Source organism: Dactylosporangium sp. CA-139066 (genome assembly GCF_050936175.1).
In the GTDB taxonomy this organism is placed as follows: Bacteria; Actinomycetota; Actinomycetes; order Mycobacteriales; family Micromonosporaceae; genus Dactylosporangium.
In genome coordinates this window covers 6,783,648-6,810,321 of the sequence record NZ_JBNJNH010000001.1, presented here as the reverse complement: position 1 = coordinate 6,810,321, position 26,674 = coordinate 6,783,648, and the positions used below count along the sequence as shown (strand labels likewise).

The 26,674-nt window shown below is 73.8% G+C and carries 20 protein-coding genes and 2 pseudogenes; 7 read left to right on the top strand and 15 right to left on the bottom strand.

Features of this window, described 5'->3' with window-relative positions; all coding sequences use genetic code 11:
* Positions 1-70 precede the first annotated feature (70 nt).
* Together ACQEVU_RS31225 and ACQEVU_RS31220 are read right to left on the bottom strand one after the other, a co-directional pair.
* Entirely contained in the window at positions 71-1,024 is a 954-nt protein-coding gene (locus tag ACQEVU_RS31225) for a DNA polymerase domain-containing protein (protein ID WP_433329808.1), read from the bottom strand.
* A gap of 13 nt (positions 1,025-1,037) precedes the next feature.
* Positions 1,038-1,913 carry an NAD(P)/FAD-dependent oxidoreductase gene (locus ACQEVU_RS31220; RefSeq protein ID WP_433329806.1) on the bottom strand — a complete coding sequence of 292 codons (876 nt, stop codon included), beginning with the start codon at positions 1,911-1,913 and terminating at the stop codon, positions 1,038-1,040.
* 135 nt (positions 1,914-2,048) lie between these two features.
* Here ACQEVU_RS31220 and ACQEVU_RS31215 point away from each other — a divergent pair, with 135 nt between their 5' ends.
* On the top strand, positions 2,049-3,920 hold the full coding sequence (locus ACQEVU_RS31215) for a glycosyltransferase family 39 protein (protein WP_433329805.1): 1,872 nt from the start codon (positions 2,049-2,051) through the stop codon (positions 3,918-3,920).
* A 540-nt stretch (positions 3,921-4,460) separates the two neighbouring features.
* Here ACQEVU_RS31215 and ACQEVU_RS31210 read toward each other — a convergent pair.
* From ACQEVU_RS31210 to ACQEVU_RS31190, 5 genes and pseudogenes are all read right to left on the bottom strand, one after another.
* A pseudogene (locus ACQEVU_RS31210) lies at positions 4,461-5,334 on the bottom strand (transposase).
* A gap of 197 nt (positions 5,335-5,531) precedes the next feature.
* Complete coding sequence (locus tag ACQEVU_RS31205) at positions 5,532-5,822, bottom strand: hypothetical protein (protein ID WP_433329803.1); 291 nt, start codon at positions 5,820-5,822, stop codon at positions 5,532-5,534.
* Between the two features lie 194 nt (positions 5,823-6,016).
* On the bottom strand, positions 6,017-9,478 hold the full coding sequence (locus ACQEVU_RS31200) for a DUF4132 domain-containing protein (protein WP_433329802.1): 3,462 nt from the start codon (positions 9,476-9,478) through the stop codon (positions 6,017-6,019).
* 64 nt (positions 9,479-9,542) lie between these two features.
* Positions 9,543-11,063 carry an MDR family MFS transporter gene (locus ACQEVU_RS31195; protein ID WP_433329800.1) on the bottom strand — a complete coding sequence of 507 codons (1,521 nt, stop codon included), beginning with the start codon at positions 11,061-11,063 and terminating at the stop codon, positions 9,543-9,545.
* Between the two features lie 70 nt (positions 11,064-11,133).
* On the bottom strand, positions 11,134-11,853 hold the full coding sequence (locus tag ACQEVU_RS31190; protein WP_433329798.1) for an aldo/keto reductase: 720 nt from the start codon (positions 11,851-11,853) through the stop codon (positions 11,134-11,136).
* Between the two features lie 260 nt (positions 11,854-12,113).
* On the opposite strand from ACQEVU_RS31190, the pseudogene ACQEVU_RS31185 reads away from it, so the two are divergent.
* The 4 genes and pseudogenes from ACQEVU_RS31185 to ACQEVU_RS31170 all read left to right on the top strand — a co-directional run.
* Positions 12,114-12,242, top strand: a pseudogene (locus tag ACQEVU_RS31185) (helix-turn-helix domain-containing protein); the annotation flags it as partial.
* Between the two features lie 137 nt (positions 12,243-12,379).
* On the top strand, positions 12,380-13,033 hold the full coding sequence (locus ACQEVU_RS31180) for a LysR substrate-binding domain-containing protein (RefSeq protein ID WP_433329796.1): 654 nt from the start codon (positions 12,380-12,382) through the stop codon (positions 13,031-13,033).
* 355 nt (positions 13,034-13,388) lie between these two features.
* Complete coding sequence (gene erm / locus ACQEVU_RS31175) at positions 13,389-14,174, top strand: ErmE/ErmH/ErmO/ErmR family 23S rRNA (adenine(2058)-N(6))-methyltransferase (RefSeq protein WP_433329795.1); 786 nt, start codon at positions 13,389-13,391, stop codon at positions 14,172-14,174.
* Between the two features lie 123 nt (positions 14,175-14,297).
* Entirely contained in the window at positions 14,298-14,852 is a 555-nt protein-coding gene (locus ACQEVU_RS31170; protein ID WP_433329793.1) for a hypothetical protein, read from the top strand.
* Here ACQEVU_RS31170 and ACQEVU_RS31165 read toward each other — a convergent pair.
* The 8 genes from ACQEVU_RS31165 to ACQEVU_RS31130 all read right to left on the bottom strand — a co-directional run bounded on the left by ACQEVU_RS31165 (position 14,849) and on the right by ACQEVU_RS31130 (position 24,657).
* The gene (locus ACQEVU_RS31165; RefSeq protein WP_433329791.1) at positions 14,849-16,432 is read right to left on the bottom strand and encodes a hypothetical protein; all 1,584 of its coding nucleotides are present in this window, start codon (positions 16,430-16,432) and stop codon (positions 14,849-14,851) included. The two genes, ACQEVU_RS31170 and ACQEVU_RS31165, sit on opposite strands and share 4 nt — an antisense overlap.
* Before the next feature lie 9 nt (positions 16,433-16,441).
* The gene (locus tag ACQEVU_RS31160) at positions 16,442-17,140 is read right to left on the bottom strand and encodes a hypothetical protein (RefSeq protein ID WP_433329789.1); all 699 of its coding nucleotides are present in this window, start codon (positions 17,138-17,140) and stop codon (positions 16,442-16,444) included.
* A 31-nt stretch (positions 17,141-17,171) separates the two neighbouring features.
* Positions 17,172-17,855: a hypothetical protein gene (locus ACQEVU_RS31155; protein ID WP_433329787.1), complete on the bottom strand. Its 684-nt coding sequence runs from the start codon at positions 17,853-17,855 to the stop codon at positions 17,172-17,174.
* 104 nt (positions 17,856-17,959) lie between these two features.
* Positions 17,960-19,090, bottom strand: coding sequence for a lytic polysaccharide monooxygenase (locus tag ACQEVU_RS31150; protein WP_433329785.1), 1,131 nt, complete (start codon positions 19,088-19,090; stop codon positions 17,960-17,962).
* A gap of 125 nt (positions 19,091-19,215) precedes the next feature.
* Entirely contained in the window at positions 19,216-19,704 is a 489-nt protein-coding gene (locus ACQEVU_RS31145; protein WP_433329783.1) for a hypothetical protein, read from the bottom strand.
* Positions 19,705-20,314: 610 nt separating this feature from the next.
* Positions 20,315-22,294 carry an ABC transporter ATP-binding protein gene (locus ACQEVU_RS31140; RefSeq protein ID WP_433329781.1) on the bottom strand — a complete coding sequence of 660 codons (1,980 nt, stop codon included), beginning with the start codon at positions 22,292-22,294 and terminating at the stop codon, positions 20,315-20,317.
* The gene (locus ACQEVU_RS31135) at positions 22,291-24,027 is read right to left on the bottom strand and encodes an ABC transporter ATP-binding protein (protein ID WP_433329779.1); all 1,737 of its coding nucleotides are present in this window, start codon (positions 24,025-24,027) and stop codon (positions 22,291-22,293) included. Before ACQEVU_RS31135 ends, ACQEVU_RS31140 begins: the two co-directional genes overlap by 4 nt.
* A 3-nt stretch (positions 24,028-24,030) precedes the next feature.
* On the bottom strand, positions 24,031-24,657 hold the full coding sequence (locus tag ACQEVU_RS31130; protein ID WP_433329777.1) for a TetR/AcrR family transcriptional regulator: 627 nt from the start codon (positions 24,655-24,657) through the stop codon (positions 24,031-24,033).
* Between the two features lie 145 nt (positions 24,658-24,802).
* Between ACQEVU_RS31130 and ACQEVU_RS31125 the strand changes: the two genes are divergently transcribed.
* Complete coding sequence (locus ACQEVU_RS31125; protein ID WP_433329775.1) at positions 24,803-25,990, top strand: sensor histidine kinase; 1,188 nt, start codon at positions 24,803-24,805, stop codon at positions 25,988-25,990.
* Positions 25,991-26,121: 131 nt separating this feature from the next.
* Positions 26,122-26,646, top strand: a complete 525-nt coding sequence (locus ACQEVU_RS31120) for a PadR family transcriptional regulator (RefSeq protein ID WP_433329773.1) — start codon at positions 26,122-26,124, stop codon at positions 26,644-26,646.
* Positions 26,647-26,674: the final 28 nt, after the last annotated feature.

The following is a 26,674-nucleotide window of genomic DNA, read 5'->3' as shown; positions in this document are numbered from 1 at the left end:
CCTTACGCGATCGCCGGGGAGCGCTCTCCGTTTGTCGTCCGGAAGTTCGATACGTCACTCGCCGCGCGCGTCAGGCCTCCGCGCGTCTGGCCCGGGCGCGCCGCTTGCCCTCGTGCATGGCCTGGACCCGCGGCACCGGAATCGTGTGCCCCTCGGCGACGAGGTCCGCGGGGACGTCCTGCGGCGGCGGCATGTGCGCGGCCCACGGGTCGGCGTCGCCGAGCAGGCCGGGCGCGGTGTGGATGGTGAAGTCGCGCGGCGAGACCCGATCGAGGTCGGACCAGTCGAGCGGGAACGACACCGGGCAGCCGGGCCGCAGCCGCGGGCTGTAGGCGCACACGACGGTCGCCCCGCCGACCCGGGTCGGGTCGAGGAAGACCTTGCCCTGCCGGTCGTCGCGGATGAACGCGGTCGTGGCGATCGCCGGGTCGAGCCGCTCGGCGCGGGCCGCGATCGCCCGGGTGGCGGCGGCGACGTCCTCCATCGGCGTGGGCCGGATCGGCACGAAGATGTGCAGGCCCTTGGCGCCGCTCGTCTTGACCGCCCCGGCCAGGCCCGCCGCGCGCAGCGTCTCGCGGATCAGGCCGGCGGCGCGCACGACCATCCCGAACGCGTCGCCCTCGGGCGGGTCGAGGTCGAGCACGAGGTGCGTGGTGTGGGTCCAGTCGTCGGCGCGCACGAGCGTCGGGTGGTACTCCACGGCGCGCTGGTTGGCGAACCACAGCAGCGTCCGCCGGTCGTTGCACAGCGCATAGGCGACGTCACGCTTCGACGTCTCGGCCCACATGTGCACCGTCCGGACCCATTCCGGGGTGTACTTCGGGACGTTCTTCTGCATGAACGAGTCCTGCCCGCGCATGATCCGCACCACGGACAGCGGCCGGTCGGCGAGCACGGGCAGGATGCGCTCGCGCACGGCGTCGAGGTAGTCGACGAGGTCGCGCTTGCTCGCGCCCGCCCCCTCGAACAGCGGCTGGTCCAGGTTGGTCAGCGCGACCCCGTCGCGTTCCTCGCCGGTGCTCACCGTCCCACCGTACCTATTGGAGCAGGTCCATGTTGATCGCCGCGCCCGCTTTCATGCCGGCCCCGGCCGCCACGATGACCTGCGCCATCGGGTCGGCGACGTTGCCGGCCACCCAGACGCCTGGCACGTCGGTCCGCCCGGTGGCGTCGCCCTTGACGTAGGTGGCGACGACCTCGTCCTGCATGACGAGGTCGGTGGTGGCGAGCCCGAGCGTCTCGAGGAACCCGGCCCGCGCGAGCACCCGCGTCTGCACGACGAGGGCGTCGCGCGCGACGAATGCGCCGTTTCGCAGGTGTACCCCCGCGGCCTCGACGCGTTCGACCGGCCCCTCGACGACGTGCACCTTCTCCGGTACGCCGTCGACGCTGCGCCCGTTGCCGAAGAGCACGACGTCGTCGCTCCACTGCGTCCACAGCAGTGCCTGGTGGGCGGCCATGCCCCCGGAGGCGATGACCCCGATGCGCCGGTCCTGCACCTCCCACCCGTGGCAGTACGGGCAGTGCAGCACCCAGTGGCCGAAGCCCTCGGCAACGCCGGGGATGCCGGGCAGCTCGTCGGCCGCCCCGCTCGCGACGAGCAGGCGCCTCGCCCGGTATGCGGCGGCTTCGGTCTCGACCTGGAACTCCTCCCCGTCCCGCACGGCCCGGGTGACGGTCCCGGCGACGACCTGCCCGCCGTACCCTCCGACCTCGTCCCGTCCGATCCGCACCAGCTCCCGCGGCGGCGTACCCTCGCGCCCGAGGTAGTTGTGCACCCCGTCGGCGGGGGCGTTGCGCGGCCGGCCCCCGTCGAGGACCAGGACGCGCCGGCGCGCCCGGGAGAGGGTCAGGGCCCCGCTCAGCCCGGCGGCCCCGCCGCCGATGACGATCACGTCGTACAGCTCACTCATACTTGTGAGAGTGCCCGGGTGCTGCGCTCAGCGCAAAGCAACTTGCCAAAATGGCAAGACGAACGCTCGCGGTTCACAGCTGGCGCGCAGGTTGCTCGCACGTCGGGGACAGCCCCGCACCCGAGAGTCACAACCATGACCACGACGACGCTGACCCGACCCGACGCCGCGGCCCACGCCCGTGACGGCGCCCCGCCGCGGCGACCGGCCTGGGAACGGCCCGCGCTGGCGGCGCTGCTGCTGCTCACCGCGGTGCTGTACCTGTGGCGGCTCGGCGACTCCGGCACCGCGAACGGCTTCTACGCCGCCGCCGTGCAGGCCGGGACGCAGAGCTGGAAGGCGCTGCTGTTCGGTTCGCTGGACGCCGGCAACGTCATCACGGTCGACAAGCCGCCCGCGTCGCTGTGGCTGATGAGCCTGTCGGGCCGCGTCTTCGGCTTCAACAGCTGGAGCCTGCTCGTACCGCAGGCCCTGGCGGGCGTGGCCGCGGTCGCCCTGCTGTACGCCACGGTGAAGCGCCACTTCGGCGCCGCCGCGGGCCTGTTCGCCGGGGCCGCGCTCGCGCTCACCCCGGTGGCCGTGCTCATGTTCCGCTTCGACAACCCCGACGCGCTGCTGGTCCTGCTGCTCGTCGCCGGCGCGTACGCCACGACGCGCGCCGTCGAGCAGGCCTCCCCGGTCTGGCTGTCCCTCGCCGCGACCGCCCTCGGCTTCGCGTTCCTCACCAAGATGCTGCAGGGCCTGCTCGTCCTGCCCGCGTTCGCCCTGGCCTACCTGCTGGCCGCGCCCACCACGCTCGGCCGCCGCGTCGTGCACCTGCTGACCGCGGGCGCCACCCTGGTCGTCTCGGCCGGCTGGTTCGTCGCGCTGGTCGCCCTCTGGCCGGCGTCCTCCCGCCCGTACATCGGCGGCTCCACGAACAACAGCCTGCTCGAGCTCGCCCTGGGGTACAACGGCCTGGGCCGCATCCTGGGCGGCAACGGCAACCGCGGCGGCGGCGGGGGCGGCGGCATGAACGCCGGCTTCGGCGGCGCGACCGGCCTCACCCGCCTCTTCGGCGACAGCATGGGCACCGAGATCTCCTGGCTGCTGCCGGCCGCGCTGATCGCCCTGGCCGCCGGCCTGTGGTTCACCCGCCGCGCCGCGCGCACCGACGTCACCCGCGCGGCCCTCGTCGTCTGGGGCGGCTGGCTGCTCGTCTCCGGCATCGTCTTCAGCTACATGTCGGGCACGATCCACCCGTACTACACCGTCGCCCTGGCCCCCGCGATCGCCGCCCTGGTCGCGATCGGCGCCCGCGAGCTGTGGCGGGCCCGCGCCGCGCTGGTCGCCCGCCTGGTCCTGGCCGCGATGGTCTTCGTCACCGCCGCGTGGGACTTCACCCTGCTGTCCCGCGACGTGAGCTGGATGCCCTGGCTGCGCTGGACGATCCTGGTCATCGGCGGCGCCGCCGTGGCGATCGCCGCCGGCGCGACCCTGACCGCGCTGCGCCGGGCCGCCGTGGTGCTCGCGCTGGTCGCCACCCTGACCTCCTTCGCCGGTACGTCGTCCTGGTCCCTCGCCACCGCCGCCCAGCCCCACGCCGGCTCCATCCCGTCCTCGGGCCCGGCCGGCACAGGCGCCTTCGGCGGCCGCGGCTTCGGCGCCCCCGGCGGCTTCCCCGGCGCCGGCAACGCCACCGCCTCGACCCCCGACGAGCTGACCACCTTGCTGAAGTCCACGACGACGAAGTGGGCCGCCGCCACGAACGGCGACCAGACGGCGGCCGAGCTCGAACTGTCCACCACCAGGTCGGTGATCGCGATCGGCGGCTGGGACGGCAGCGACCCGGCCCCCACGCTGCCCTGGTTCCAGGCCGCAGTCGCCCGCGGCGAGATCGCGTACTACGTCAGCGGCGGCCGCGGCGGCATGGGCGGCGGCGGCAACGGCGAGATCGCCACCTGGGTGGCGGCGAACTTCACGCCCCAGACCGTCGGCGGCTCCACCGTCTACAAGCTCACGAAGTAGCTTCGAGGACCTTGCTCACCCCCTTGAAAGCGCGCGTCCGGCCCGCAATCGGCCGGGCGCGCGCGTTCGTGCCCCGCCCCCGGCCCCGCCCGACGCCACCGCAGCGCCTCGGCCCGCACCCCGTTGCCCGCCACCGCCTCGGCTCGCGCCGTGTTCGCCTTGCGTCGGTTCGGCCGGCGCTGGTTCGGCCTGCACCGCCTCAGCCCGCACCGCGCCGCCCGCCACTGGTTCGGCTCGCGTCGTGTTCGGCTCGCGTCGGTTCGGCCCGCCCCGCCTCGGCCCGCACCGCGCTGCCCGCCACTGGCTCGGCTCGCGTCGTGTTGGCTCCGCGCCGGTTCGGCTCGGGTCGGCTCGCGCGGCGGGTCGGCTCGCGCGGCGGGTCGGCTCGCGCGGCGGGTCGGCTCGCGCGGCGGGTCGGCTCGCGCGGCGGGTCGGCTCGCGCGGCGGGTCGGCTCGCGCGGCGGGTCGGCTCGCGCGGCGGGCCGCCGGCGTGAGGCGTGCGGCTACTGCTCTGACCGGAAACGTTGGCCGGGTCTGGGCTCATGCCGCGGTGCGTGCGGTGTGGCCCCATCGGCGTTGGCGTTCAGCGGATACGGGCCCGTTCGCGGCGCTGGGCGGCGAGGACGTCGGGGTGGCGGGCGTTGGCGTTGCGCCATCGCAGGTAGTCGTGCAGCGCCTGGGTGGCGACCCGGTGGTTGGGGGTGGTTGGAGCCCGCGACGACGAACATCCGCAGCGGTCCGAAGTGCGCCTCGATCGGGTTCGCCCATGACGAGTAGGTCGGGGTGAAGCACAGTTCGACCCGGTTACGGGCGGCCCAGGCCCGGATTGCCCTGCCTTTGTGCGCGGACAGTTGTCGAGGATGACGTGGATCGGTGCGCCGTCGGGCCGCGCCTTGCGGATCGACTTGAGCGCGGCGAGGGTGTTGGCGGCGGACTTGCGGCGGCGCCCGACGCCCCACATGACGTTGTCGCCGATGCTGTAGCAGGCGTGGAACTGCCGCACGCCGTGCAGCTTGTGATAATTGCCCGGCAGCCGGTCCGGGTGTCCGGTCGCGGTCCGGGACGCGCCGGCGTGTGGCCGGATGGTGAGCGGACCGAACTCGTCGAAGGCGAAGACGCGGTCCGGGAACGCTGTGGTCACTTCCTCGATCCGGGCGAGCTTGGCCTCGGCGTTGGGGTCGTTGGTTTCCTTCCAGGTCTTCGTGCGCTGGAAGGTGATGTCGTGCTGGTGCAGTAGCTCCTCGTCGCCTTGGACGAGCCGGGTAAGCACTGGCACCGTATTTCCGCTGGCCGAAGCCATGATGACCATCGCCCGCCGCAACCGGATCGGCGACCCGGTCCCGCGCCGCACGATCTGTTGGAGTCGCCGGCCCTCGTCATCACTGAGCCGACGGGCACGCACAGGTTCCGCCATCCCAACAGCGTGAACCCCACCGGACGGCAGACCGGGAACGCAGACCGGGACGTTCACCAGAACGCGTACGCCTCCGGTGCCGAGCGTACTTACCAGCTCGCGGACCAGGTGTACCAGGGTCCGTCGAGCATTCGGAACCGCGGCCCCTCCCAGGCGCCGTTGCCGAGCCCGGTGCCGAAGCCGCCGGGGAAGTACCCTCAGCCGACATCGTCGAAGCCCAGCAGCGTCTCGTATTCGCCGGCGTAGAAGATGTAGCCGCCGTCGACGGCGTACGCACTGCCGATCTTGCACGCCCCGAGCAGGTTGGGCACCGTGACCGGATCGAACAGGTCATCCCCGCCGCGCGGCGCCGGCAGCCCCTGGACGAACGCATCGAACGCGTCCCGCTGGAAACACCCGGGGAACGCCTGCGCCTCCCGCGCCCGCTCCTGCGCCAGGAACAGCGCCCCGAGCCCGATCATCGCGCCGGCGAGGATCCCGAGAACCATACCGACAATGATCAGCCAACGAGCGACGCTCACAGCCGCGCAGTCTGCCAGATTCCGGCCCGCTCCGGTGTCCCGCGACGCTCCGGCCACGGTCGACCCATGACGGGATTCGAACCCGCCCGGCCCGGATTCCGGACCACCAGTTTTGAAGGCCGGTGTGTCACCCAACCCGGCCAACGTTTCCGGTCAGAGCACTACACGCATGAGCCGAGGTCGCACAGCAGCTCCGAGGCGCTCGCCGGATCGAGCTCGCCGAACGGCACGGTGCGCTGCTCCACCCACGGCTCGCTGCCCGCCGGGCATATCCATACGTCGCTGAACGCCTGCTCCGGGTGGTGGTCCGGCACGCCGAGCAGGATGCCCGGCTCGAGGAAGACCACGACCCGCGCGCCGCCCGGCAGGTACCGCTCGATCCACCCCAGATGGCCGCCCCGGCGGCCGTCCCGGCGCCACCCCCGCCGCTCCAGCCCGATCACCTTGACGCTCATGGCCTTTCGCCCGTCGAACCGCGTCAGCCGCAACGCCGGCCGTTCCTCGTCGCGCAGGTGCTCGACCCGCCGGCCGAGCTGGCGGAAGGGCTGCAGCAGCCCGTAGTGGTCGAAGACCTGCGTCCACGCCGGTACGTCGAGCTCGACCGGGTGGGCGACGCGCAGCAGGGCGTCGTCGGGGAGGTGAACCGTGCGGTCGGCGACGTCGGCCAGGCTCCGGTCCTCGGCGATGCGCAGCGCCGTGCCGGCACCGCCCCAGCCAGGCGTGTCGCCGGCGCCCCTGCCGAGTGTGTCGCCGGCGCTCCCGCCAGGCGTGGCCGCGGTGGTCCCGCCGGGCGCAGCGGGGGCGCTCCCAGCAGGCGTGGCCGCGGTGGTCCCGCCCGGCGTGGTCCCGCCCGGCGTGGTCGCGCCGGGCGTGGCGGTGGTGGTCGCGCCGGGCGTGGCGGTGGTGGTCGCGCCGGGCGTGGCGGTGGTGGTCCACACGAGGCGGCGGGCGAGCAGCCACATGAGCGGGTGCTCGAGGAACACCGTGCGGAACTCGGCGGCGGTCCACTGCCGCCCGACGATCATGGCCTGCTCGAGGCGGCGGGCCTGTTCGCTCGCGATCTTGCGGGCGCCCTTCTTTGCCTCGGTGAAGCGGCGGCGGGCCGCGGTCGCGAGCCGCTCGTCGTCGCGGGCGCCGGGCTCCGGCAGGTCCTTGCGCGGCGTGCCGTCCTCGTCCGCCACGTACGGCCGCAGCTGCTCGTCGAAGCCGGCCACGAACCGGCGCGGGCCGAAGTCCAGGCGCATCGTGGCGTCGGCGGCGAGGTCGAAGTGCGGGACGAGCCGGTCGGCGAGCTGGTCGGGGCTGAGCCCGAGGCCCTCGGCGACGACGGCGAGGTGCCGCTCGGCGCGGGTGCGCACCGCCGTGGAACGCACGCGGGTCGAGATGTCGCGCAGCTCGCGCAGGGCCGCGTCGGTGCCGAGCGCGGCGAGGGCGTCGAGGCCGGCGGCGGCCCGCTTGTGGCCGTCCTCCTGGGACCAGCGCTGGACGGCCCGGGCGATCCCGGCCGCGGTCTCGTCGTCGCCGAACACCGCCTGCGCGTCGAGGGCCCAGCCGCCGGTGAGTGGCGCGTCGGCCTCGTCCCAGCGCTGCAGCAGCTCCCAGCCGAGGCGGGCCAGGTCGTGCGGCTCGCAGGTGGCGCGGACGAGCTCCAGCCCCGCATACGGCTCGCCGGGCCTCGACATCATCAGCATCGTCAGCAGGTGCCGCACAGCGCTCGCCGGCAGGGTGCCGGCGCCGTCGCGAAGCCGGACGGGCGGCAGCGCGGCGGGGTCGGCCCACTCCGGCGGCAGCGGGATGCGGGCCGGGAGGTGGCGCACGAGCGGGTCGGCGTCGAGCAGGTCGCCGATCGCCTTCGCGGCCGCCGGCCCGTACCCCTCGGCGGCCTGCGTCACGGTGTCGCGCTGTCCGGCGCCGGCGAGCATGACGAGTGCCTGTTCGGCGGCGCGCCGTTGCGGCCCGGCCTTGCCCAGCGCGGCCGGGACGAGCGCCCGTGCCGCCGCCGCGGGATGGGCCCGGAACCAGGCGGTCGCGGTCCTGCGCGCGCTCTTGAGCCGCGCGTGCCAGTCGGCCATGAGCAGGGCGATCTCGGGGCTGACGAATGGCATCGCCAGCTCACCGTCGGCGGGCCGTGCGCGCAGGGCGTCGACCAGCGGCGGGAACACGTCGACGCCGAAGCGCACCGCGGCGATCGTGAGGCCGAAGACATCGTTCCAAGCCGCGGCCGGCCGGTAGTCGAGCAGCGCGGAGCGGGCCACCCCGGGCGGCCCCTCGGACATCAGCCAGCGCATCTCCCACGCTTCGGCCGTCCCGGCCCGTAGCCGCTCGGCGTAGCCGGGATAGTCCCGCCAATCGGCCGGACGGTCGTGCAGCCGCTCGGCGAGGGACTCCCGCTCGCCGGGGCGCCAGGCGATCGAGGGCGGGTCGGTGCAGCGCAGGTCCGCGAGCACCACCGGCCTGGCCGGCTTGGGACGGTCGATCCACGGCGGCGAGGCCAGCACCGCGGGCAACGCGTCGGCCGGCGCCTCCCCGGGGCGCGGGCCGGGTGAGAAGCGCAGCCGTTGCGGCGCCAGCTCGGGGAAGCGGGCGGCGTGGCGGCGCAGCAGCTCGCCGACTCGCGGCCGCCCGGCGGAGGCGTCCATCAGCCGCATCGCCCGTGCCGGGAACCGTCCGGCGGCCGCGACGATCGCGGCCGGCACGCCCTGGCGGCCCGCCTGGTCGAGCAGCGCCTGGAACGCCCGGTCCGTCGGCAGCACCGACAGTGCCTCGCCCATGTCCCGCCAGAACTGCACGATGCTGTATCCGCCGTCGTAGCACGTGCGGCCGGCCCAGTCCTCGCCGAACACGTCGAGGATGCCGTCGCCGAGGGCCTCCGTCAGGGTGTGCAGCATCGCCGGCTCGTGCAGGTGCGCCCACCCCGCGCGGTCCAGCCGGGGCGCGATCCGCACGGCCGGCTCCACCGTGGACACCGACGCCATGAGCAGTGCGGCGTGCGTCAGTCCCGACGGCAGGGCGGCGGAGTCCTCGTCGACCCAGTGCGTCTCGGACGGCGCGAGGAACGACGCGGCGATCCGCGTGTACGCCGAGCCGGCGCGCGCCTCGCGCAGTCCCTCGACCGCCTCCGCGTACACCTCGTCGGGGGCCGCCGCGAGCGCGGCCCGCACCGGGGCGAGCAGCCGCGCGGCGAGGTCGTGGCTGCGGTCCTGGTCGCGCTCGGCGGCCCGGGCCAGGGCCAGCCTGCCGGGCTCGGTCGGCTGCCAGGGCAGCGTGACCACGTCCAGGGCGGCGAACTCGGCGGCGACGCGCGCGGCGAACGCCGGCCCGTGCCGGGCGATCCAAAGGTCGGCGACGCTGGCCAGGTCGTCGGTGCCGTAGCGGATGCGGGAACCGAGCGCGGCCCACATCGCGGCCACGCCCAGCGGCGTCGGCTCCGCCGTTGCGTCCAGTGCCGCCAGCCCCGCCTCGGCCAGGTCGCGGGGTGTGCCGGGGTGCATGAGGGGGCCGCGGGCGGGCGCCGGGTCGGGCGGCGGCGCACCCACCGGCGCGTAGCCGACGGGCGTCCCGCCGCGGCGCGGATGGATGCTGCGCCGCCACGAGTCGGGGAGGACGAAACGCTGCTCGTTCACGCCCGACACGTTAGCCAGACCCCCCGACAATTTTCGGGGCCGGTGACGCAGCGTCAGCGGATGATCACGAGGGCGGAAGCTGCTCGATCTTGCGCGGGATCATCAGCACGACCAGCAGGCTGCACACCCCGACGACGGCGAGCGCTATGAAGACGTTGTGCGTTGCGGTGTACAGGCTGGATCGCACGAAATCGGCGACGGCCGCCGGCGCGTTGCCGGCCTTGAGCACGATGCTCGTCGCGTCGGCGCCGGAACCCAGCGCGGGCCGCACGTCCGGCGGGGCGGCCGCGAAGCGCCGCTCGAGCGTGGTGTTGGCGATCGCGCCGAAGGCCGCCGCGCCGACCGCGCTGCCGATCGAGCGCGAGAACATGTTGGTGCCGGTCACCACGCCGCGCCGGTCCCAGCCGACGACCGACTGCACGGCGACCAGCGTCGGCGCCGAGGCCAGGCCGAGCCCGACGCCGATGACGAAGCACGCCAGCGACATCATGGCGACCGTGGTCTGCTCGGTGAGCAGGGCGCACATCGCCGTACCGCCGATGATGACGACCGTGCCGATCAGGGCCGTGTTGCGGAAGCCGATCCTGAGGTACACCCGGCCGGATAACGTCGCCGCGATCGGCCAGCCCAGCGTCATCGCCGCCACCACGAACCCGGCCACGAGCGCGCCCGTGCCGAGGACGCCCTGCGCGAAGTTCGGCACGTACGAGCTCAGCCCGATGACCAGCGCGCCGACCGTCACCGACGCCGCGTTGCCGCCAACGAGCGTGCGGTGCCTGAACACCCACATCGGCAGCACCGGCTCGGCGGCGCGCCGCTCGACGAACACGAACGCCGTGATCAGCACGGCGCCGAGCACGAAGATGACGACGCTGGGCGCGGCCAGCCACGCCCACGTGATGCCGCCCTCGAGCGTGCCGAGAATCAGCAGCGTGCAGCCGCTGACGAGCAGCGCCGCGCCGAGGTAGTCGATGCGGTGCTCCCGCCGGGCGACGTTCTCCTTGAGGTGCCGGGCCAGCATCCAGACCGCGACCAGGCCCAGCGGGATGTTGATGAAGAAGATCCAGCGCCACGACAGGTACTCGGCGAAGACCCCGCCGAGCGTCGGCCCCACCACGGACGATACGCCCCACACGCCGGCGAGGTAGCCCTGCACGCGGGCGCGCTCCTCGACGCTGTACATGTCCCCGATGATCGTCATGCTCATCGGCTGGATCGCGCCGGCGCCGATGCCCTGCACCGCGCGGGCCAGGATGAGCGTGAACATGCTCCACGCGGCGCCGCACAGCACCGACCCGGCCAGGAACGCGGCGATGCCGAAGAACATGACGGGCCGGCGCCCGAGCACGTCGGCGAGCTTGCCGTACAGCGGCGTCGTGACCGCGGCCGTCAGCAGGTAGATGGAGAACAGCCAGGGAAAGTGCGAGAACCCGCCGAGGTCGCGCACCACCGACGGCACCGCGGTCGCGATGATCGTGCTGTCCAGCGCGACCAGGCCGGTGGTCAGCATGACCGAGCCGAGGACCGGCCCGCGCTCCGAGCGCAGCCCGACGCCGGATCGCCGCGTGAAAGTGGCTTCCTGCATTGCCACACCTTACTTGGATTCGGTACCGAACGAGGCGCGCCCCTCCGGCCCGGTGTACCCCGCTGGTAGGTCAGACCACGGTCCGATGCGCATCGAGCGCGGACATGTTCTCCTCAAGGTGCCGCATCGACGAGGTCCCCGGAATCGGCAGCATCACCGGCGACCGGCGCAGCAGCCAGGCCAGTGCCGCCGCCTTGTCGGCCGACGGAGCCACGGGCCGCCACGGGATGAACGCGATGCCGCGCGACTCGCAGTAGTCCAGTACCTCCTCGGAGGCGCGATCTTCCATGTTGTACCTGTTCTGCACGCTCGCGATCTCGGTGATCGCCTCGGCCTCGCGCAGCTGGCCGACGGTCACCTCGGACAGCCCGACCCGCCGCACCTTGCCCTCGTCCTGGAGCCGGCGCAGCGCCCCGACCTGCTCGGCGAGCGGCACGGTCGGGTCGATGCGGTGCAGCTGGAGCAGCTCCAGGCAGTCCACCCGCAGCCGGCGCAGCGACAGCTCCGCCTGCTGGCGCAGGTACTCGGGCCGCCCGAGGTCGAACCACTCACCCCCGACGCAGATCCGCCCGCACTTGGTGGCGACCATGACGCCGTCGCCGTAGGGGTGCAGCGCGTCGGCGAGCAGCTCCTCGTTGCGCCCGAGGTCGTAGGAGTCCGCGGTGTCGAAGAACTGCACCCCGAGCTCCACGGCCCGCCGCGCGACGGCGACCCCTTCGTCGCGCGACAGCCAGGCGGGCGCCCCGGTGAGCCGCATGGCCCCGAGCCCGATCCGGTTCACGTTCAGCATTGTTCAAACCCTTTCCGCTTCGGTACCCCAAACGCTGCCGGACCCGACCGTTAAGCACAATCGACACTTTCTAAGACCGATCGCGTAGCATCACTACGAGATCGGAGGCGCCCCCTGCGCATGCCGAGCCCCGGCGAGCGGGGAGAGCGGGCAGGTCGGCGTGTATGTGGCTTCGTGCGGGCTGACGGGCGGCGTGCGTTGCGGGGCGCAAGGGCCGGCGTGGGCGGGATGTCGGTGGTGGATGCGAAAGGGAGCGCGGGGTGCTGAATCTGGAGCGGCTGCGGGTGTTGCACGCGGTGGCCACGACCGGGTCGGTCGTGGGCGCGGCGGCCGTGCTGCACGTGACGACGTCGGCGGTGTCGCAGCAGCTCGCGCGGCTTGAGCGGGAGACCGGGCAGGACCTCGCCGAGCGGCACGGGCGCGGGCTGCGGCTCACCGAGGCGGGTCACTGCTCGCGGCGCACGCGGGCGAGCTGCTCGCGCACGCGGAGCGGGTCGAGTCGAGCCTTGCCGAGCACCGCGGGGTGGTGGCGGGGCGGCTGCGGGTCGCCGCGTTCGCCACGGCGGCGCGAGGGTTGCTGCCGGGGGCGCTGCGGGGGCTGCGCGGGCGGTACGCGGCCCTCGACGTCGGGCTGGCCGAGCTCGAGCCGCACGAGTCGGTGCCGGCCGTGCGGCGGGGGGAGGCCGACGTGGCCGTGGTGCAGGACTGGGCGGCCGAACCGCTGGCCGTGCCGGACGAGTTGGGCCGGCGGGCGCTGCTCGACGATCGGTTCGATGTGGCGGTACCGGACGGGCACCGGCTCGCCGGGCGGGAGCTTGTGGGCGTCGACGAGCTGGGGGAGGAGGAGTGGATCAGCTGGAGCCGGGGGCAGATCTGTCACGACTGGCTGATCGGTACCCTGCGCGGCATCGGCGTCGAGCCCCGGGTCGCGCACACCGCGGCGGAGCACTCGACGCAGCTGGCGCTCGTGGCCGCGGGGCTCGGGGTGGCGGTGATTCCGCGGCTCGGGCGGGATGCCGCGCCGGGCGGCGTCCGGTTCGTGGCCGTCGAGCCGGCGCCCGTGCGGCGGGTCTTCGCGGTCTGGCGGGCCACGACCTCGCCGCGGCCGGCCGTCGTTGCGGTGCTTGACGCGCTGTCGGCGGCCGCCGCGCCGCACCGGCCGCCCTCAGACGGTGACTGACGTCCAGCACGGGGCGGGCCGCGGCGTAGCACCGGCCGCCCTCCGCCGATGCCTGACGATCGACCGATCCTAGTTTCCTAGGATGCGTTACCAGGCGTGACGGGGCGAAAAGCGCGTGCGAGCGGCGAGGGGGAGCCGCTACCGTCGGCGCATGACCATCACGCATGCCCTGCTGTCCCCGGCCATGATGCCGGCCGCGCGTCTGCGCAACCGGCGTCGTGCCCTGGTCTGGCAGGACTGACGCTCGCTCGGTCGACTTCGCAGCCTGAATACCTGTACCAGGGCCCTTCCGTGTCCGCATCCGCGCCGGACGGGGTCGTGATGACGCCTGTCCGTACGACAGGGAATCCTGGTCATGGCTCACATTCGTGCTGCACACCCGCGTGCCCGTCGGGTTTACGGGCAGAACCTTCTCGCTGATCCGGCCGCGGTCCGGCGCGTCGCCGACGCGGCGGCGCTCGGGGGTGGCGACCTCGTGGTCGAAGTGGGGGCCGGGCGCGGTGCGCTGACCCGTGAGCTGCTCCGGCGGGCCGGGAGCGTGGTCGCCTACGAGGCCGATCCGGGGCTGGCCGCCGACCTGCCCCGCGTGCCGGGGCTCACCGTGCGGGTCGGGGACTTCCTGGCCGCCCGCGCGCCGGGGGAGGCGTTCGCCGTTGTCGGCAACATCCCGTACGCGCTGACCTCGCCCGTTGTCGACTGGTGCCTGGGGGCGCCGGGCCTGACGGCGGCGACGTTGCTGACGCAGCTCGAGTACGCGCGCAAGCGGACCGGGGACTTCGGGCGATGGTCGCGGCTCACGATCGCGACCTGGCCGCAGTTCGAGTGGAGCCTCGCGGGGCGGGTGCCGCGCGGGGCCTTCCGGCCGGTGCCCCGGGTCGACGGGGGGATTCTTCGCATCAGCCGCCGGCCGGGGGCGCTGGTCGAGCAGGGGCGGCTCGGGGCGTACCGCCGGATGGTCGAAATCGGGTTCGGCGGGGTCGGTGGATCGCTGCACGCGTCCCTGTGCCGGCGGTATCCGGCGCATCGGGTGGCGGGGGCGTTCCGGGCGCTGCGGCTGAGCGCGGCGACGCCCGTCGGGCTCGTGTGGCCGGAGCAGTGGCTGTCGTTGTTCCGGATGCTGAGCTTCTCCGGGCGGCGGTGATCATGCCGCCGAGCCAGGACGACGTCGGCAGGAGCCTGGGGCCCGGCCGGCAGACCGGTTGCTTTACCGGACCCGTACACGGCGTTGACCGTGTGCTGCGGGGGCGCGCGCACAGTGGTCGGCATGAGGAAGCACCGTGTACTCACCGCCCTGCTGGCCGGCTCGCTGGTGCTCGGCGCCGCGGGCTGCGACGCCCTGCGGCGGGGCGACGACATGGAGACCGTGAGCGTCGACGTCGCCGATGACGGCGGCGCGGAGCATGCCGCGCTGGCCGCGCTGGGCGTCTCGCTTCCGGGGTCGGGGCTGGACGCGGCGGCCGGCCCGGCGGCGTCGGCGTCGGCCGGGCCGGGCGGGAAGAACGCGCTGCGGCACCGGATCCGGGTGCGGCTGCGCAAGCACATGCTGCACGGCGAGGTGGTTGTGCAGACGAAGGACGGCCCGCAGACGGTGGTGGTGCAGCGCGGCACCGTGACGGCGAAGGGCGACGGTTCGGTCACCGTGAAGTCGACGGACGGGTTCACGCTGACGTGGACGACGAACGACACGACGAAGGTCGCGGCGGGCGGCAGGAAGGCGGCGCTGGACCAGGTGGTCCTCGGCGCGCAGGTCGGCATCGGCGGGGTGAAGAGCGACCCGCAGGTGGCGCGGCTCGTGGTGGTACCGAAGCAGCAGTCCTAACTGCCGGGCTGCAGGACCGTCGTGAAGCCGCCGGCGGGGATCAGGACCCGGATGCGCCCGGCCGTCGACGTGTAGTGCTCGAGCTCGTCGCCGGCCGGGTCGTTGACGCTGACCGTGGCGGGTGCGTCGCCGGGTACCACGACGTCGGCGGCCCGAGTGCTGGTGGCCATGCTGCGCAGCAGCGTCAGGTGGGCGCCGGTCAGGGGATCGGCCAGGGACGTCGAGTGGATCTCCGCGCCCGCGATGCGGACCGTGGGCTCGGCGATACGGGCGATCGCGGCGGCCTGGGCGTCGCCGTCCAGCGCCAGCATCGCCAGGAGGCCGTGGATCGTCGACTCGGCGCCGGCGTCCTGGTGGATCACGCCGGGGGCGGCCGTGTCGTCGAGGATGTCGATGCCGTCGTAGGTCACGCCGGTCGCCGGGTCGTACATCGGGGCGGCCGCCGGATTGTTGCCGAAGAACCAGGAGCCCGCGATGCCGGCCAGGGTGCGCAGGGCGCCGCGGCCGGTGGCGCGGGCCGTGTGCAGCAGGGACTCGATCCTCGAGTGGGCGCCGTAGGCGAGCTGCACGCCGTCGAGGGTCATCGACTCGCGGGCGCCGGGCATCGCCACCCGCAGGTTGTCGGGGCCGCCGCCGACGAGCAGGTGCGGGGTGAACGACGCCGCGTCGGCCAGGGCGGCGTCGCGGGCCGCGAGGTCGCCGCAGACCTCGTACACGCGGGCCAGCGCGCCCGGGGCCAGGCCGGCCCAGCCGTGCCATTCGGTGCGTGACCGGCCGAAGGGCAGCACGGCGCCGAACGGCCAGGTCCACGGGGTGCCGGTGCGCATCGCCGTCACGGCCTCGGCGAGCTGTTCCAGGGCCTTGCGGGCATCCTCGTCATCACTGATCCGGGTGTACTCGCACAGGCCCAGCAACGCCTCACCGGTCAGGTCGGCGCCGTCGGCGATGAGCCACGCGGGCGTGGGGGTGTCGTCGACGAGGCGCCACTGGCCGTACCGCGACAGGACCTGCCGGCGGACGGCGCCCACGGCCAGGCGCAGGCGCACGCGCAGGAAGGCGGCGAAGGCCGGGTCGTCGCCGTGGAAGGCGGCGTAGCCCTCGCCGAGCGCCCACAGCGTGCGGGCCAGCCACGCCGACTCGGCGCTGTCGGACGGGTCGGGGACCTCGGGGGGCTCGGCGCTGGGGTTGAGCCGGCCGTCGGTCTGCTGCCACAGGACCACGTTGCCGGCGCGCAGGTCGCCGTCCTCGGCGGGCACCGTCTGCAGGTAGCATAGGCCGCGCAGCAGCTGGCGGGCCGCGCTTCGGCTGGTGAGGGCGCCGGTGGCGCGCCAGTGGCGGGTGTACACCACGGCGGCTCGGGCGATGTCGTCGGCGTTGAACGCGCCCTGCGCCCAGCCGCCGTCCTCGGTGCGCTCGCCGCCGCCGCACGGCAGGTAACTGCCGTCGGGGAGGCGGCCGGCGTAGGTCCACACGACCTCGACCTCGGGCTCCTCGGCGAGCCGGTAGGTGGTGTGCCCGGCGGCGGCCGGCGGTGCGATGCGGACCCGCAGCGAGTCCAGGTGGGCGAGGTTCGTCAGCACGGGCCGCCTCTACCCGGCCTCCGCGGGGCTAACGCCCACCCCGGGGCGATTGGCGAGCATGGGCCAGAGCCAGTCCAGGTACTGCCGCAGCTGCTCCGGGCCGGCGACCCAGCCGCGGTCGGTGTAGTCGAGGATGCGGCGGATCTCGCCGGGCAGCATGTCCCAGGCGGGCGCCGCGGTCTCCGGCACGAGCTCGGAGGGGGCGACGGCGACGGGCAGCGGCAGCAGCGGCACGCGCACGCCGCGCTCCTCGCAGGCGCGCAGCACGGTGAGGTACGCGCGCGGCAGGTGGTACGGCGACACGGCGAGCGCCAGGCCGGTGATGCCGCGCTCGCGGATCTGCCCGGCGATCCAGGCGGCCTGCACGCCGGTGTCGGCGGCCGCCTCGGCCTGGATGTGCACCCCGGCGGTGCGCCGCAGCCCGAGGCCGCGCAGCGTGTCGAGGGTGATCGGGGCGTACGTGGCCTCGGCGGCGTTGGTGGTGGCGACGAGCAGGTGCCGCCGCCCGGGGTGCGCCTCCCAGTCGGCGACGGCGTGCGCGAGCCGCCACGTCTCGCCCTGGCCGGTCATCACGGCGACGGCGTCGGCGCGCTCGGCGGCGGCGGCCGGGACGGTCAGGATCATCGTGAGGGCACGCATGACGTCCAGGAGCCGGCCGGCGGGGTAGCCGGCCAGCTCCTCCTCGCCCAGGAGGCGCGCGATGGTCATGCCCCGACCGTAGCCGGGGCCCGGGTGAGGGTCAGGGGCGCCGGTCGAGCGAGACCGAGGCGGCGGCGGTGTCGACCTGCAGGGCGTAGCGGTCCGCGGCGGCGGCCCAGCCCTGGCCGGCGACGGTCGCGCCGCCGGTGAGGTTCTTGCCGGTCTGCTCGTCCAGGCGTACCTCGCCGATGGTGCCCTTCGCGCCCAGCGTGAGCTGCGCCGGCGGGCCGGTGGGCGCGTGCACGGCGAGCCGTCCGACGCCGCCGACGTGGATCGGCATGGTGCCCTCGGGCTTGGGGACGGTGACGTCGAGCTCCTGCACGCCGGCCTGGACCTCGATGCCGGCGAGGCGGCCGGTGCCGAAGTCGACGACCTGGCGCAGGCCGCCGCCGGCGAGGTTGAGGGTCCAGCGGACCTTGTCGTTGAGGTACACGTGGATGGTCGCCTGCCCGGCGATCTCGGTGCCGTTGAGGCGCAGCCGCAGCGTGTCGCCGGACTCCTCGGCGACCGGCTCGACCTTGCTGCCGGGCAGGGTCGAGGCGCGGTACAGCAGGCCGTCGAGCGGTTCGCTGTGGATGATGACGGACTCGGCGCCGCTGAGGACCTCCAGCCGCGCGGCCTGGCGGTCGCCGAGGGCGCCCTGCACGCTGTGCACGACCTCGGCCGGCGGCGGGGCCGAGGGCTGGCGGGTGACGAAGAAGAGCACCAGGAGTACGACTCCCACAGCTCCGAAACCGACGGCGTAGCGCAACATCGCGGGGTGCCCTTCCACGGCGGACGTGGTGGCGCCCGCGCGTGCGGGCGCGGGCGCCACCGGGGACGGACGGATCAGGGGCTGGTGCAGGTGAGCGCCGGCGGGGTGGCCGGGGCGGTGCCGGTGCCGTTGAACCCGAACGACGTGGTGGCGTTGGGTCCCAGGACGCGGTTCCAGTCGACGTTCTTCACCACCACGTTCGGTGGCTGACCGGTGAGGGTGCCGTTCCACGGCGCGCCGTCGAAGCCCTGGCCGCCGGTGTACGTCCACTTCACCGTCCACCCGTTGAGGGTCGACGACCCGGTGTTCTTCACCGTGACCTCGGCCTGGAAGTGCCCGGCCCAGTTGATGGCGACGTTCTGCCAGGTCGCCGTGCAGCCCCCGCCTCCGCCGCCGGTGGACGGCGACGATGAGGACGGCGGCGACGGGGTCTTCGACGCCGACGGCGACACGGACACCGACGGCGACGCCGAGCGGCTCTGCGACGGCGAACTGCTCGGCTGGCTGCCGCCGACGCCGGTCACTTCGCCGTGCCCGCCGTCGAAGACGACGTCGGAGCAGCTGAAGAAGTTCTCCTGGCTGTCGGAGCGCACCCACTGGATGAACAGGATGTGCCGGCCGGTCTTGGCCGCTGGCAGGGTGGTGTCCCAGTAGTAGTAGTTGAAGCCGCCGGGCCCGCCGGACTGCGGCGGGTCGGTGACGCTCCAGAACGGCACGAGGTCGCCCCACGCCAGCGGGGTCAGCGGGTTCCAGCCGTCCTTGGTGATGTACATGTGGAACGTGCCCGGGTGGGCGGCCCAGTTGCTGTAGTGCAGCTGGATCGTCGAGCCGGCGGTCAGGTGCGTGGTCGGCCAGTCGGTCCGCGCGGCGTTGTACGCGGCATACTTCGTGGTGCCGCCGCCGCAGATCTGCCCGTCGGGGATGTAGCCGGTGGTGCGCCCGCCGGCGTCGGAGCGTAGCACGCCGAACCAGTCGTACAGCGGCTGCTGCCCACCCTGCGCGACCGCGTCGGCGCACGCCGGGTTGGACGGGATGATCTGGCCGTTGGCCTGCAGGCCATCGACGTAGCACAGGTAGGTGCGGCTGCCGGGCACGAGCGCGACACCGTGCGCGCCGGCCGGCCCGGGCGCAACCAGCACGGCAGCGACGAGCACCGCCGCAGCGGCGACGCACGGCCACAGCGCGCGTCGGGTGAATCTAGGCAAGGGGTACCTCCTCGGTTCTGGGGCACGGCTGAGTCGCTCGGCTCCCACGAGGTAGGCGCAGTGTCAGCGCGACCACCGCCGAAACGCAAACATGACCTTGAATGCGTGCGTGGCGGCCGTGAAACTTACCGGATCGCCCCGCACCGCCCCTGCCTTCGCGCCCCACCGTCCGTGGTGATCCCGCGCGGCGCCGTCTTCGCGCGGCGCCGTCTTCGCGCGGCGCCGTCTTCGCGCGGCGCCGTCTTCGCGCGGCGCCGTCTTCGCGCGGCGCCGTCTTCGCGCGGCGCCGTCTTCGCGCGGCGCCGTCTTCGCGCGGCGCCGTCTTCGCGCGGCGCCGTCTTCGCGCGGCGCCGTCTTCGCGCGGCGCCGCACCGCGTCGCCCGCGCCCGCACCGCGTCGCCCGTGCCCGCACCGCCCGTGCCCGCACCGCCCGTGCCCGCACCGCCCGTGCCCGCGTCGCCCGTGCCCGCGTCGCCCGTGCCCGCGTCGCCCGTGCCCGCGTCGCCCGTGCCCGCGTCGCCCGTGCCCGCGTCGCCCGTGCCCGCGTCGCCCGTGCCCGCGTCGCCCGCGCCCGCGTCGCCCGCGCCCGCGTCGCCCGCGCCCGCACCGTCCACGCCGCACCGCGTCGCCCGCGCCCCCATCGTCCACGCCGCACCGCGTCGCCCGCGCCCGCTGCGCCCGCGCGGCGTTGCGTCCCGTCGCACCCGCACCCGCGCCTGCCTCGTCCCGCCGGCCTCGCGCCGGGCCCGCCGCGCAGCCCCGCTTCCTGTCCCGCATGCCGGCCCACTCCGCGCCAGGCTCGCACCCGCGCCAGGCTCGCACCCGCGCCAGGCTCGCACCCGCGCCAGGCTCGCACCCGCGCCAGGCTCGCACCCGCGCCAGGCTCGCACCCGCGCCAGGCTCGCACCCGCGCCAGGCTCGCACCCGCGCCAGGCTCGCACCCGCGCCAGGCTCGCACCCGCGCCAGGCTCGCACCCGCGCCAGGCTCGCACCCGCGCCAGGCTCGCACCCGCGCCAGGCTCGGACTGCGCGCGCGACGGCGGCGCTGCTGTGTGCGGCGTTTCGACGACTCCGCAGTGATTTATCGCCTGACGACGTATAAATCCGACAAGTCGTGGCGCGGAGCGCCCGACTTGTCGTGAAAGACCGCAACGGGAAGCGGGCGAGAAAACGCAACGACCACCGCGCGGGTGCGGCGCGGTGGTCGTTGAACGAGCGAGCGGATCAGTCGACCTCGACCGCCGCGGCGGCGAACTGGGCCGAGTACAGCCGGGCGTAGGCGCCGCCCGCGGCGAGCAGGGAGTCGTGTGTGCCCTGCTCGACGATCGAGCCGTGCTCCATGACGAGGATCAGGTCCGCGTCGCGGATGGTGGACAGGCGGTGGGCGATGACGAACGAGGTGCGGCCCGCGCGCAGGGTGCTCATCGCGCGCTGGATCAGGACCTCCGTGCGGGTGTCGACCGAGCTCGTCGCCTCGTCCAGGATGAGGATCGTCGGCTCGGCCAGGAAGGCGCGGGCGATCGTGATGAGCTGCTTCTCGCCGGCCGAGACGCCGGCGCCCTCCTCGTCGATGACCGTGTCGTAGCCCTCCGGCAAGGTTCGCACGAAACGGTCGGCGTGCGCGGCCTCGGCCGCGGCCGTGATCGTTTCGATGGTGGGGTGGTCGGCGCCGTACGCGAGGTTCTCCGCGATGCTGCCCTGGAACAACCAGGTGTCCTGCAGCACCATGCCGATCTGTTCGCGCAGCTCGTCGCGGGACATCGTGGCGATGTCGACGTCGTCGAGCAGGATCCGGCCGCCGGTCAGGTCGTAGAACCGCATGATCAGGTTGACCAGGGTGGTCTTGCCGGCGCCGGTCGGGCCGACGATCGCGACCGTCTGGCCGGGCTGCACCGACAGGGACAGGTCCTCGATGAGCGGCTCGTCGTCCTTGTACCGGAACGAGACGTGCTCGAACGTGACCTTGCCCCGCACCTGCTCCGGGCGGGCCGGCGCGGCCGGGTCGGGGCTCTGCTCGGGCGCGTCGAGCAGCTGGAAGACCCGCTCGGCCGAGGCGATGCCGGACTGCACGAGGTTGGCCATGCTGGCGACCTGGGTCAGCGGCTGGGAGAACTGCCGGGAGTACTGGATGAAGGCCTGCACGTCGCCCAGCGTCATCGTGCCGGAGGCCACGCGCAGGCCGCCGACGACGGCGACGAGCACGTAGTTGACGTTGCCGATGAACATCATCGCCGGCTGGATGAGGCCGGAGATGAACTGGGCGCGGAAGGAGGCGTTGTACAGGGCCGCGTTGTGCTCCTCGAAGGTCGCCGCGGCCTCCTGCTGCCGGCCGAAGATCTTCACCACGGAGTGGCCGGTGAACATCTCCTCGATGTGGCCGTTGAGGCGGCCGGTGGAGGCCCACTGCTTGACGAACTGCGGCTGGGAGCGCTTGCCGATGCGGGCCGTGACGAACACCGAGATCGGCACGGTGACCAGCGCGATGACCGCCAGCACGGGCGAGATCCAGAACATCATGCCGAGCACCGCGATGATCGTCAGCAGGGACGTGAGCAGCATGGCCAGGGACTGCTGCAGCGTCATCGCGATGTTGTCGGTGTCGTTGGTGGCGCGGGAGAGCACCTCGCCGCGGGGCTGCTGGTCGAAGTACGACAGCGGCAGCCGCGCCAGCTTGAGCTGGACCTGCTCGCGCAGGCGGTAGACGGTGCGCTGCACGACGACCGTGGTCAGCCGGGCCTGGAGCAGGCCGAAGATCCAGGCGAAGAGGTACACCACCGCGACCTGCAGCAGCACCTTCTCGAGCCGGTCGAAGTCGATGCCCTTGCCGGGCACCAGGTTGCTCATGCCCGAGAGCAGGTCGGCGAAGCGGTCCTGGCCGTGCTCGCGCAGGTCGGCGATCGCCTGTTCCTTCGTCGTGCCGGGCGGGATCTTCTTGCTGACGATGCCCTCGAAGATGACGTCGGTGGCGTGGCCGAGCAGCCGCGGGCCGAGCACCGACAGCACGACGGAGGCGATGCCGAAGACGAGCACGGCGGTGACGACGAGCCGGTCGGGGGCGAGCATCCGCAGCAGCCGCTTGGCGGAGCCTTTGAAGTCCTCGATCTTCGCCGGCGGGCCGCCGGCGCCCATCATCATCCGGCCCGGCCCGAACCCGGGTCCGCCGCCGGGACGGGCGCCGCCCGCGGGTCGGTTCGGCGCGGTCATGCGGCGGCCTCCTGCTCGGTCAGCTGGGACAGGACGATCTCGCGGTACGTCTCGTTGTCGTCCATGAGTTCGTGATGGGTGCCGGTGCCCACGACGCGGCCCTCGTCGAGCACGATGATGCGGTCGGCGTCGCGGATCGTGCTGACCCGCTGCGCGACGATGACGACCGTCGCCGCGGCGATCTCGGCCCGCAGCGCCTCGCGCAGCGCCGCGTCGGTGGCGTAGTCCAGCGCCGAGAACGAGTCGTCGAAGAGGTACACCTCGGGCCGGGCGACCAGCGTCCGGGCGATCGCCAGGCGCTGGCGCTGGCCGCCGGAGACGTTGGTGCCGCCCTGGGCGATCGGGGCGTCGAGCTGCTCGGGCATGGCCCGGACGAAGCCGGCGGCCTGCGCGACCTCCAGGGCCCGCCACAGCTCCTCGTCGGTGGCGTCGGGCCGGCCGTAGCGCAGGTTGGTGGCGACGGTGCCGGAGAACAGGTACGGCTTCTGCGGCACCATGCTCACCGTGCGGGCCAGCAGCGCCGGGTCGAGCCGGCGCACGTCGACGCCGTCGACGAGCACCGCGCCGCCGGTGGCGTCGAACAGCCGCGGCACGAGGTTGAGCAGCGTCGTCTTGCCGGCGCCGGTGCTGCCGATGATCGCCGTCGTCTGCCCCGGATGGGCGACGAGGTCCACATCGGACAGTACGGCGGCCTCCGCGCCCGGGTAGTGGAACGACACGCCCCGCAGCTCCAGTTCGCCGTGCACGTCCAGGCTGGTCACCGGCTCGGCCGGCGGCACGACGCTGGAGTCGGTGCCCAGCACCTCCTGGATGCGCTCGGCGCAGACCTCGGCCCGCGGGATCATGACGAACATGAACGTCGCCATCATCACCGACATGAGGATCTGCATCAGGTAGGACAGGAACGCCGTCAGCGCGCCGACCTGCATGCCGCCGCTGTCGATGCGCTGCGCGCCGAACCACAGCACGGCGATGCTGGAGGCGTTGACGATGAGCATGACGCTCGGGAACATCAGCGACATCAGCCGGCCCACGGCCAGGGACACCTCGCGCAGGTCGGCGTTGGTGTCGGCGAAGCGGGCCCGCTCGTGCTCGTCGCGCACGAACGCGCGGATGACCCGGATGCCGGTGATCTGCTCGCGGATGACCCGGTTGACCAGGTCGATGCGCACCTGCATGAGCCGGAACAGCGGCCGCATCCGGGTGACGATGAGCGCGATGAGGCCGATGAGGACCGGGGTGACGACCAGCAGCAGCCACGACAGCTGCACGTCCTGGTTGAGGGCCAGGATGATGCCGCCGACGCACATGATCGGCGCCGACACCATGAGCGTGAACGTCATCAGGACCAGCATCTGGACCTGCTGGATGTCGTTCGTGGTGCGGGTGATCAGCGAAGGGGCGCCGAAGCCGCCGACCTCGCGGGCGCTGAGCTGCTGGACCTTGTCGAACAGCCCGGCCCGCACGTCGCGGCCCAGGGCCATGGCCGTGCGCGCGCCGAAGTACACCGCGGCGGCCGAGCAGACGATCTGCACCAGCGTCACGGCGAGCATGAACCCGCCGATGCGCAGGATGTAGCCGGTGTCACCGGCGATGACGCCGTTGTCGATGATGTCGGCGTTGAGCGTCGGCAGGTAGAGGGTGGCGAGCGTCTGCACCAGCTGCAGCACCACCACCAGGGTGATCGGCCCGCGGTACGGCCGCAGGTACGTTCGCAGCAGACGGATGAGCATCGGTCAGGTGTCTCCCCGGTTTGGTGGTTCGGCGGACGGTGCGAGCAGGCCGTCCAGGAGCACGCCGACGATGTCGTCGGGCGTGAACGGCTTGTCGGTGGGCAGGTCGCCGCGCACGGTGCTGGCGACCAGCGCGAACAGCACCCCGGCGGTGGTCTCGGGACTGCGCCGCAGCTGGTCGCGGTCGGGGCCGATGAGCTCGGCGATCGCGTCGACGAGCTGGCGCCGGCCGCGCAGGAGGGCGGCCCACGGCGAGTTTTCTGCGTCGCAGGGCATGGTGCGGGCGAGCATCATGAGCGGCACGGAGCTCTCGACCCGGCGGATCAGGATCGCCGCGGCGTCGCTGAGCCGCTGCCGCAGCGGCGCCTGCGGGTCGATCGCCGACACCGCCCGCAGCACCGGCCCGGCCTCGAACGCGCTCTCGAGGGCCGCGGCGATGAGCGAGGCCTTGTCGCGGAAGACGCCGAAGATGGTGCCCTCGGCGACGCCGGCGGCCTCGGCGATCTGCCGGGTCGTCACCGCCGCGCCGTGGGTGCGCAGCAGCGGCAGGGTCGCGGCGATGAGCGCGGCGCGCCGCTCGTCGGGCGCGAGCGCGGGCACTCGGCGCCGGCGGGTCTGCTGCTCGTTCACGGCGTCACTGTAATGAGCGAGCACTCACTCGGACAATCGGTTTTCGCTCAGGGAGTACAGCAACTGCTCCGCAACGCGCTGTGACGGCGCCCGGCTCCCGGGTATCCGGACGATGATCGTAACGGAGCGGGAAGGGATGGCTACCATGAGCGACGCCGACGAGGAAGCGCGGCTGTCGGCCCTGCACAGCTACGGCGTGCTCGACGCGCCGCGCCCGGCCGAGCTCGACGACCTGACCCGCCTGGCGGCGTCCATCTTCGACACTGCGATGTCGGCGGTGTCGCTCGTCGACCGCGACCGGCAGTGGTTCGCCGGCAAGACCGGCCTCGCCGACGACGAGACGTCACGGGACGTCTCGTTCTGCTCACGCACCGCCGCCGCCCGCGAACAGCTCGTCGTCCCCGACGCACGAGCCGACGAGCATTTCCGGTCGTACTCCAACGTCACCGGCGATCCCCACATCCGCTTCTACGCCGGCTCCCCGCTCATCGACGACGACGGCTTCGCGCTGGGCGCCCTGTGCGTCATCGACGAGCGCCCCGGCGACCTCGGCCCCCGCCAGCGCGAGGCGCTGTCGACCCTGTCCCGGCAGGCGACCGGGCACCTGTCGCTCATGCGCAGCCGCCTCGTCGTCGCCGAGCTCGGCGACGAGCTGGCCCGGGTCACCCAGCGGGAGGAGGACCTGATCGCGACCATCTCCCACGAGCTGCGCACGCCGGTCACGGCGATCCAGGGGTACCTCGAGCTGCTCGCCGACGACGAACGCCTGGCCGGCTACAACCGCCTCGTCGAGCCCATCCACCGCAACGGCCAGCGCCTCGTCGGCATGGTCGACCACCTGCTCAACGGCACCCGCCCCGCCGGCGCCCCGCTGCTGCTGCACCGCATGCCGGTCGAGCTGCATACGGTGCTCGCCGCCGCCGTCCGGGCGGTGCAGGCCGTCGCCGAGCCGCGCGGCGTCGAGATCGTCGTCGAGCCCGCCACCCAGGCCTCCGTCGTCTCCGTCGACGTGGCCCGGCTGACCCAGGCCGTGCAGCAGCTGGTCCGCAACGCGGTGCTGTTCACCGCGCCCGGCGGCACCGTCACCGTGCGCGCCGTGTACTCCCCGGCCCCGGCGATCGAGATCGCCGACACCGGCGTCGGCATTCCGGCCGACGAGCTGCCGTACGTCTTCCAGCGCTTCTTCCGCGGCCGCCACGCGCGCCGCCAGGCCGTGCCCGGCGTGGGCCTGGGCCTGCACATCGCCCAGGAGGCGGCGGCCGCGCACGGGGGCCGGGTCACGCTGAGCTCGGCCGGCGGCACCGGGACCACCGCGCGCCTCACGCTGCCCTGACCGTGACCGGGCGCGGACGTGGCGTGGCCCGGGAGTCACGGACCGCAACCACGGCGGACGTCGCGGTAGCTCGGCTTGACATGCTCCCCTAGATAGCGGTTATCTATCGGCGATCAGGGGGAGGGCGCCGGGTGCAGGACGTGGTACTGGCCATGCTGGCCAAGGAGCCGGCGCACGGCTACGAGCTGCGCGCCCGCCTCCGCGACGCGCTCGGCCCGCTCGGCGAGGCGATGAACGCCGGCCAGATCTACGTCACCCTCGCCCGCCTGGCCAAGGCCGGCCTCGTCACGTCCCACCACGCCGAGGGCCGCCCCGACGCACCCGACCGGCGCGTCCACGCGCTCACCCCGGCCGGGCAGGAGCGCGTCGTGGCGTGGCTGGCCGAGGTGAGCTGGCCCCGGCCCGACCTCACCGAGTTCCACCTCAAGCTCGTCGCCGCCGCGGCCGCCCGCCTCGCCGACCCCGTCGCCCTCGTCGACGCCCAGCGGCGCGAGATCCTGCGCCGGCTGCGCGACGCGCAGCGGGCCGCGCTGGACCGCGCGGTCGACCCGGTCGCCGGGCTGCTGCTGGAGGGCGTCGTGCTGCGGCTGCGGGCCGACCTGGAGTGGCTCGACGCGTGCGAGCGGACCTGGACCGGGCGGGGGCGGGGCGCATGAGCGGGCCGCAGCGTCGCGGAGGGGCCGC

Excerpts from the sequence above, each read along its gene's own strand:
- ACQEVU_RS31135 (WP_433329779.1), bottom strand. The coding sequence starts at position 24,027 with ATGCTCATCCGTCTGCTGCGAACGTACCTGCGGCCGTACCGCGGGCCG.
- ACQEVU_RS31215 (WP_433329805.1), top strand. The coding sequence starts at position 2,049 with ATGACCACGACGACGCTGACCCGACCCGACGCCGCGGCCCACGCCCGT.
- ACQEVU_RS31190 (WP_433329798.1), bottom strand. The coding sequence starts at position 11,853 with ATGCTGAACGTGAACCGGATCGGGCTCGGGGCCATGCGGCTCACCGGG.
- ACQEVU_RS31140 (WP_433329781.1), bottom strand. The coding sequence starts at position 22,294 with ATGACCGCGCCGAACCGACCCGCGGGCGGCGCCCGTCCCGGCGGCGGA.
- ACQEVU_RS31195 (WP_433329800.1), bottom strand. The coding sequence starts at position 11,063 with ATGCAGGAAGCCACTTTCACGCGGCGATCCGGCGTCGGGCTGCGCTCG.
- ACQEVU_RS31125 (WP_433329775.1), top strand. The coding sequence starts at position 24,803 with ATGAGCGACGCCGACGAGGAAGCGCGGCTGTCGGCCCTGCACAGCTAC.
- ACQEVU_RS31220 (WP_433329806.1), bottom strand. The coding sequence starts at position 1,913 with ATGAGTGAGCTGTACGACGTGATCGTCATCGGCGGCGGGGCCGCCGGG.
- erm (WP_433329795.1), top strand. The coding sequence starts at position 13,389 with ATGGCTCACATTCGTGCTGCACACCCGCGTGCCCGTCGGGTTTACGGG.
- ACQEVU_RS31160 (WP_433329789.1), bottom strand. The coding sequence starts at position 17,140 with ATGACCATCGCGCGCCTCCTGGGCGAGGAGGAGCTGGCCGGCTACCCC.
- ACQEVU_RS31170 (WP_433329793.1), top strand. The coding sequence starts at position 14,298 with ATGAGGAAGCACCGTGTACTCACCGCCCTGCTGGCCGGCTCGCTGGTG.
- ACQEVU_RS31205 (WP_433329803.1), bottom strand. The coding sequence starts at position 5,822 with ATGGTTCTCGGGATCCTCGCCGGCGCGATGATCGGGCTCGGGGCGCTG.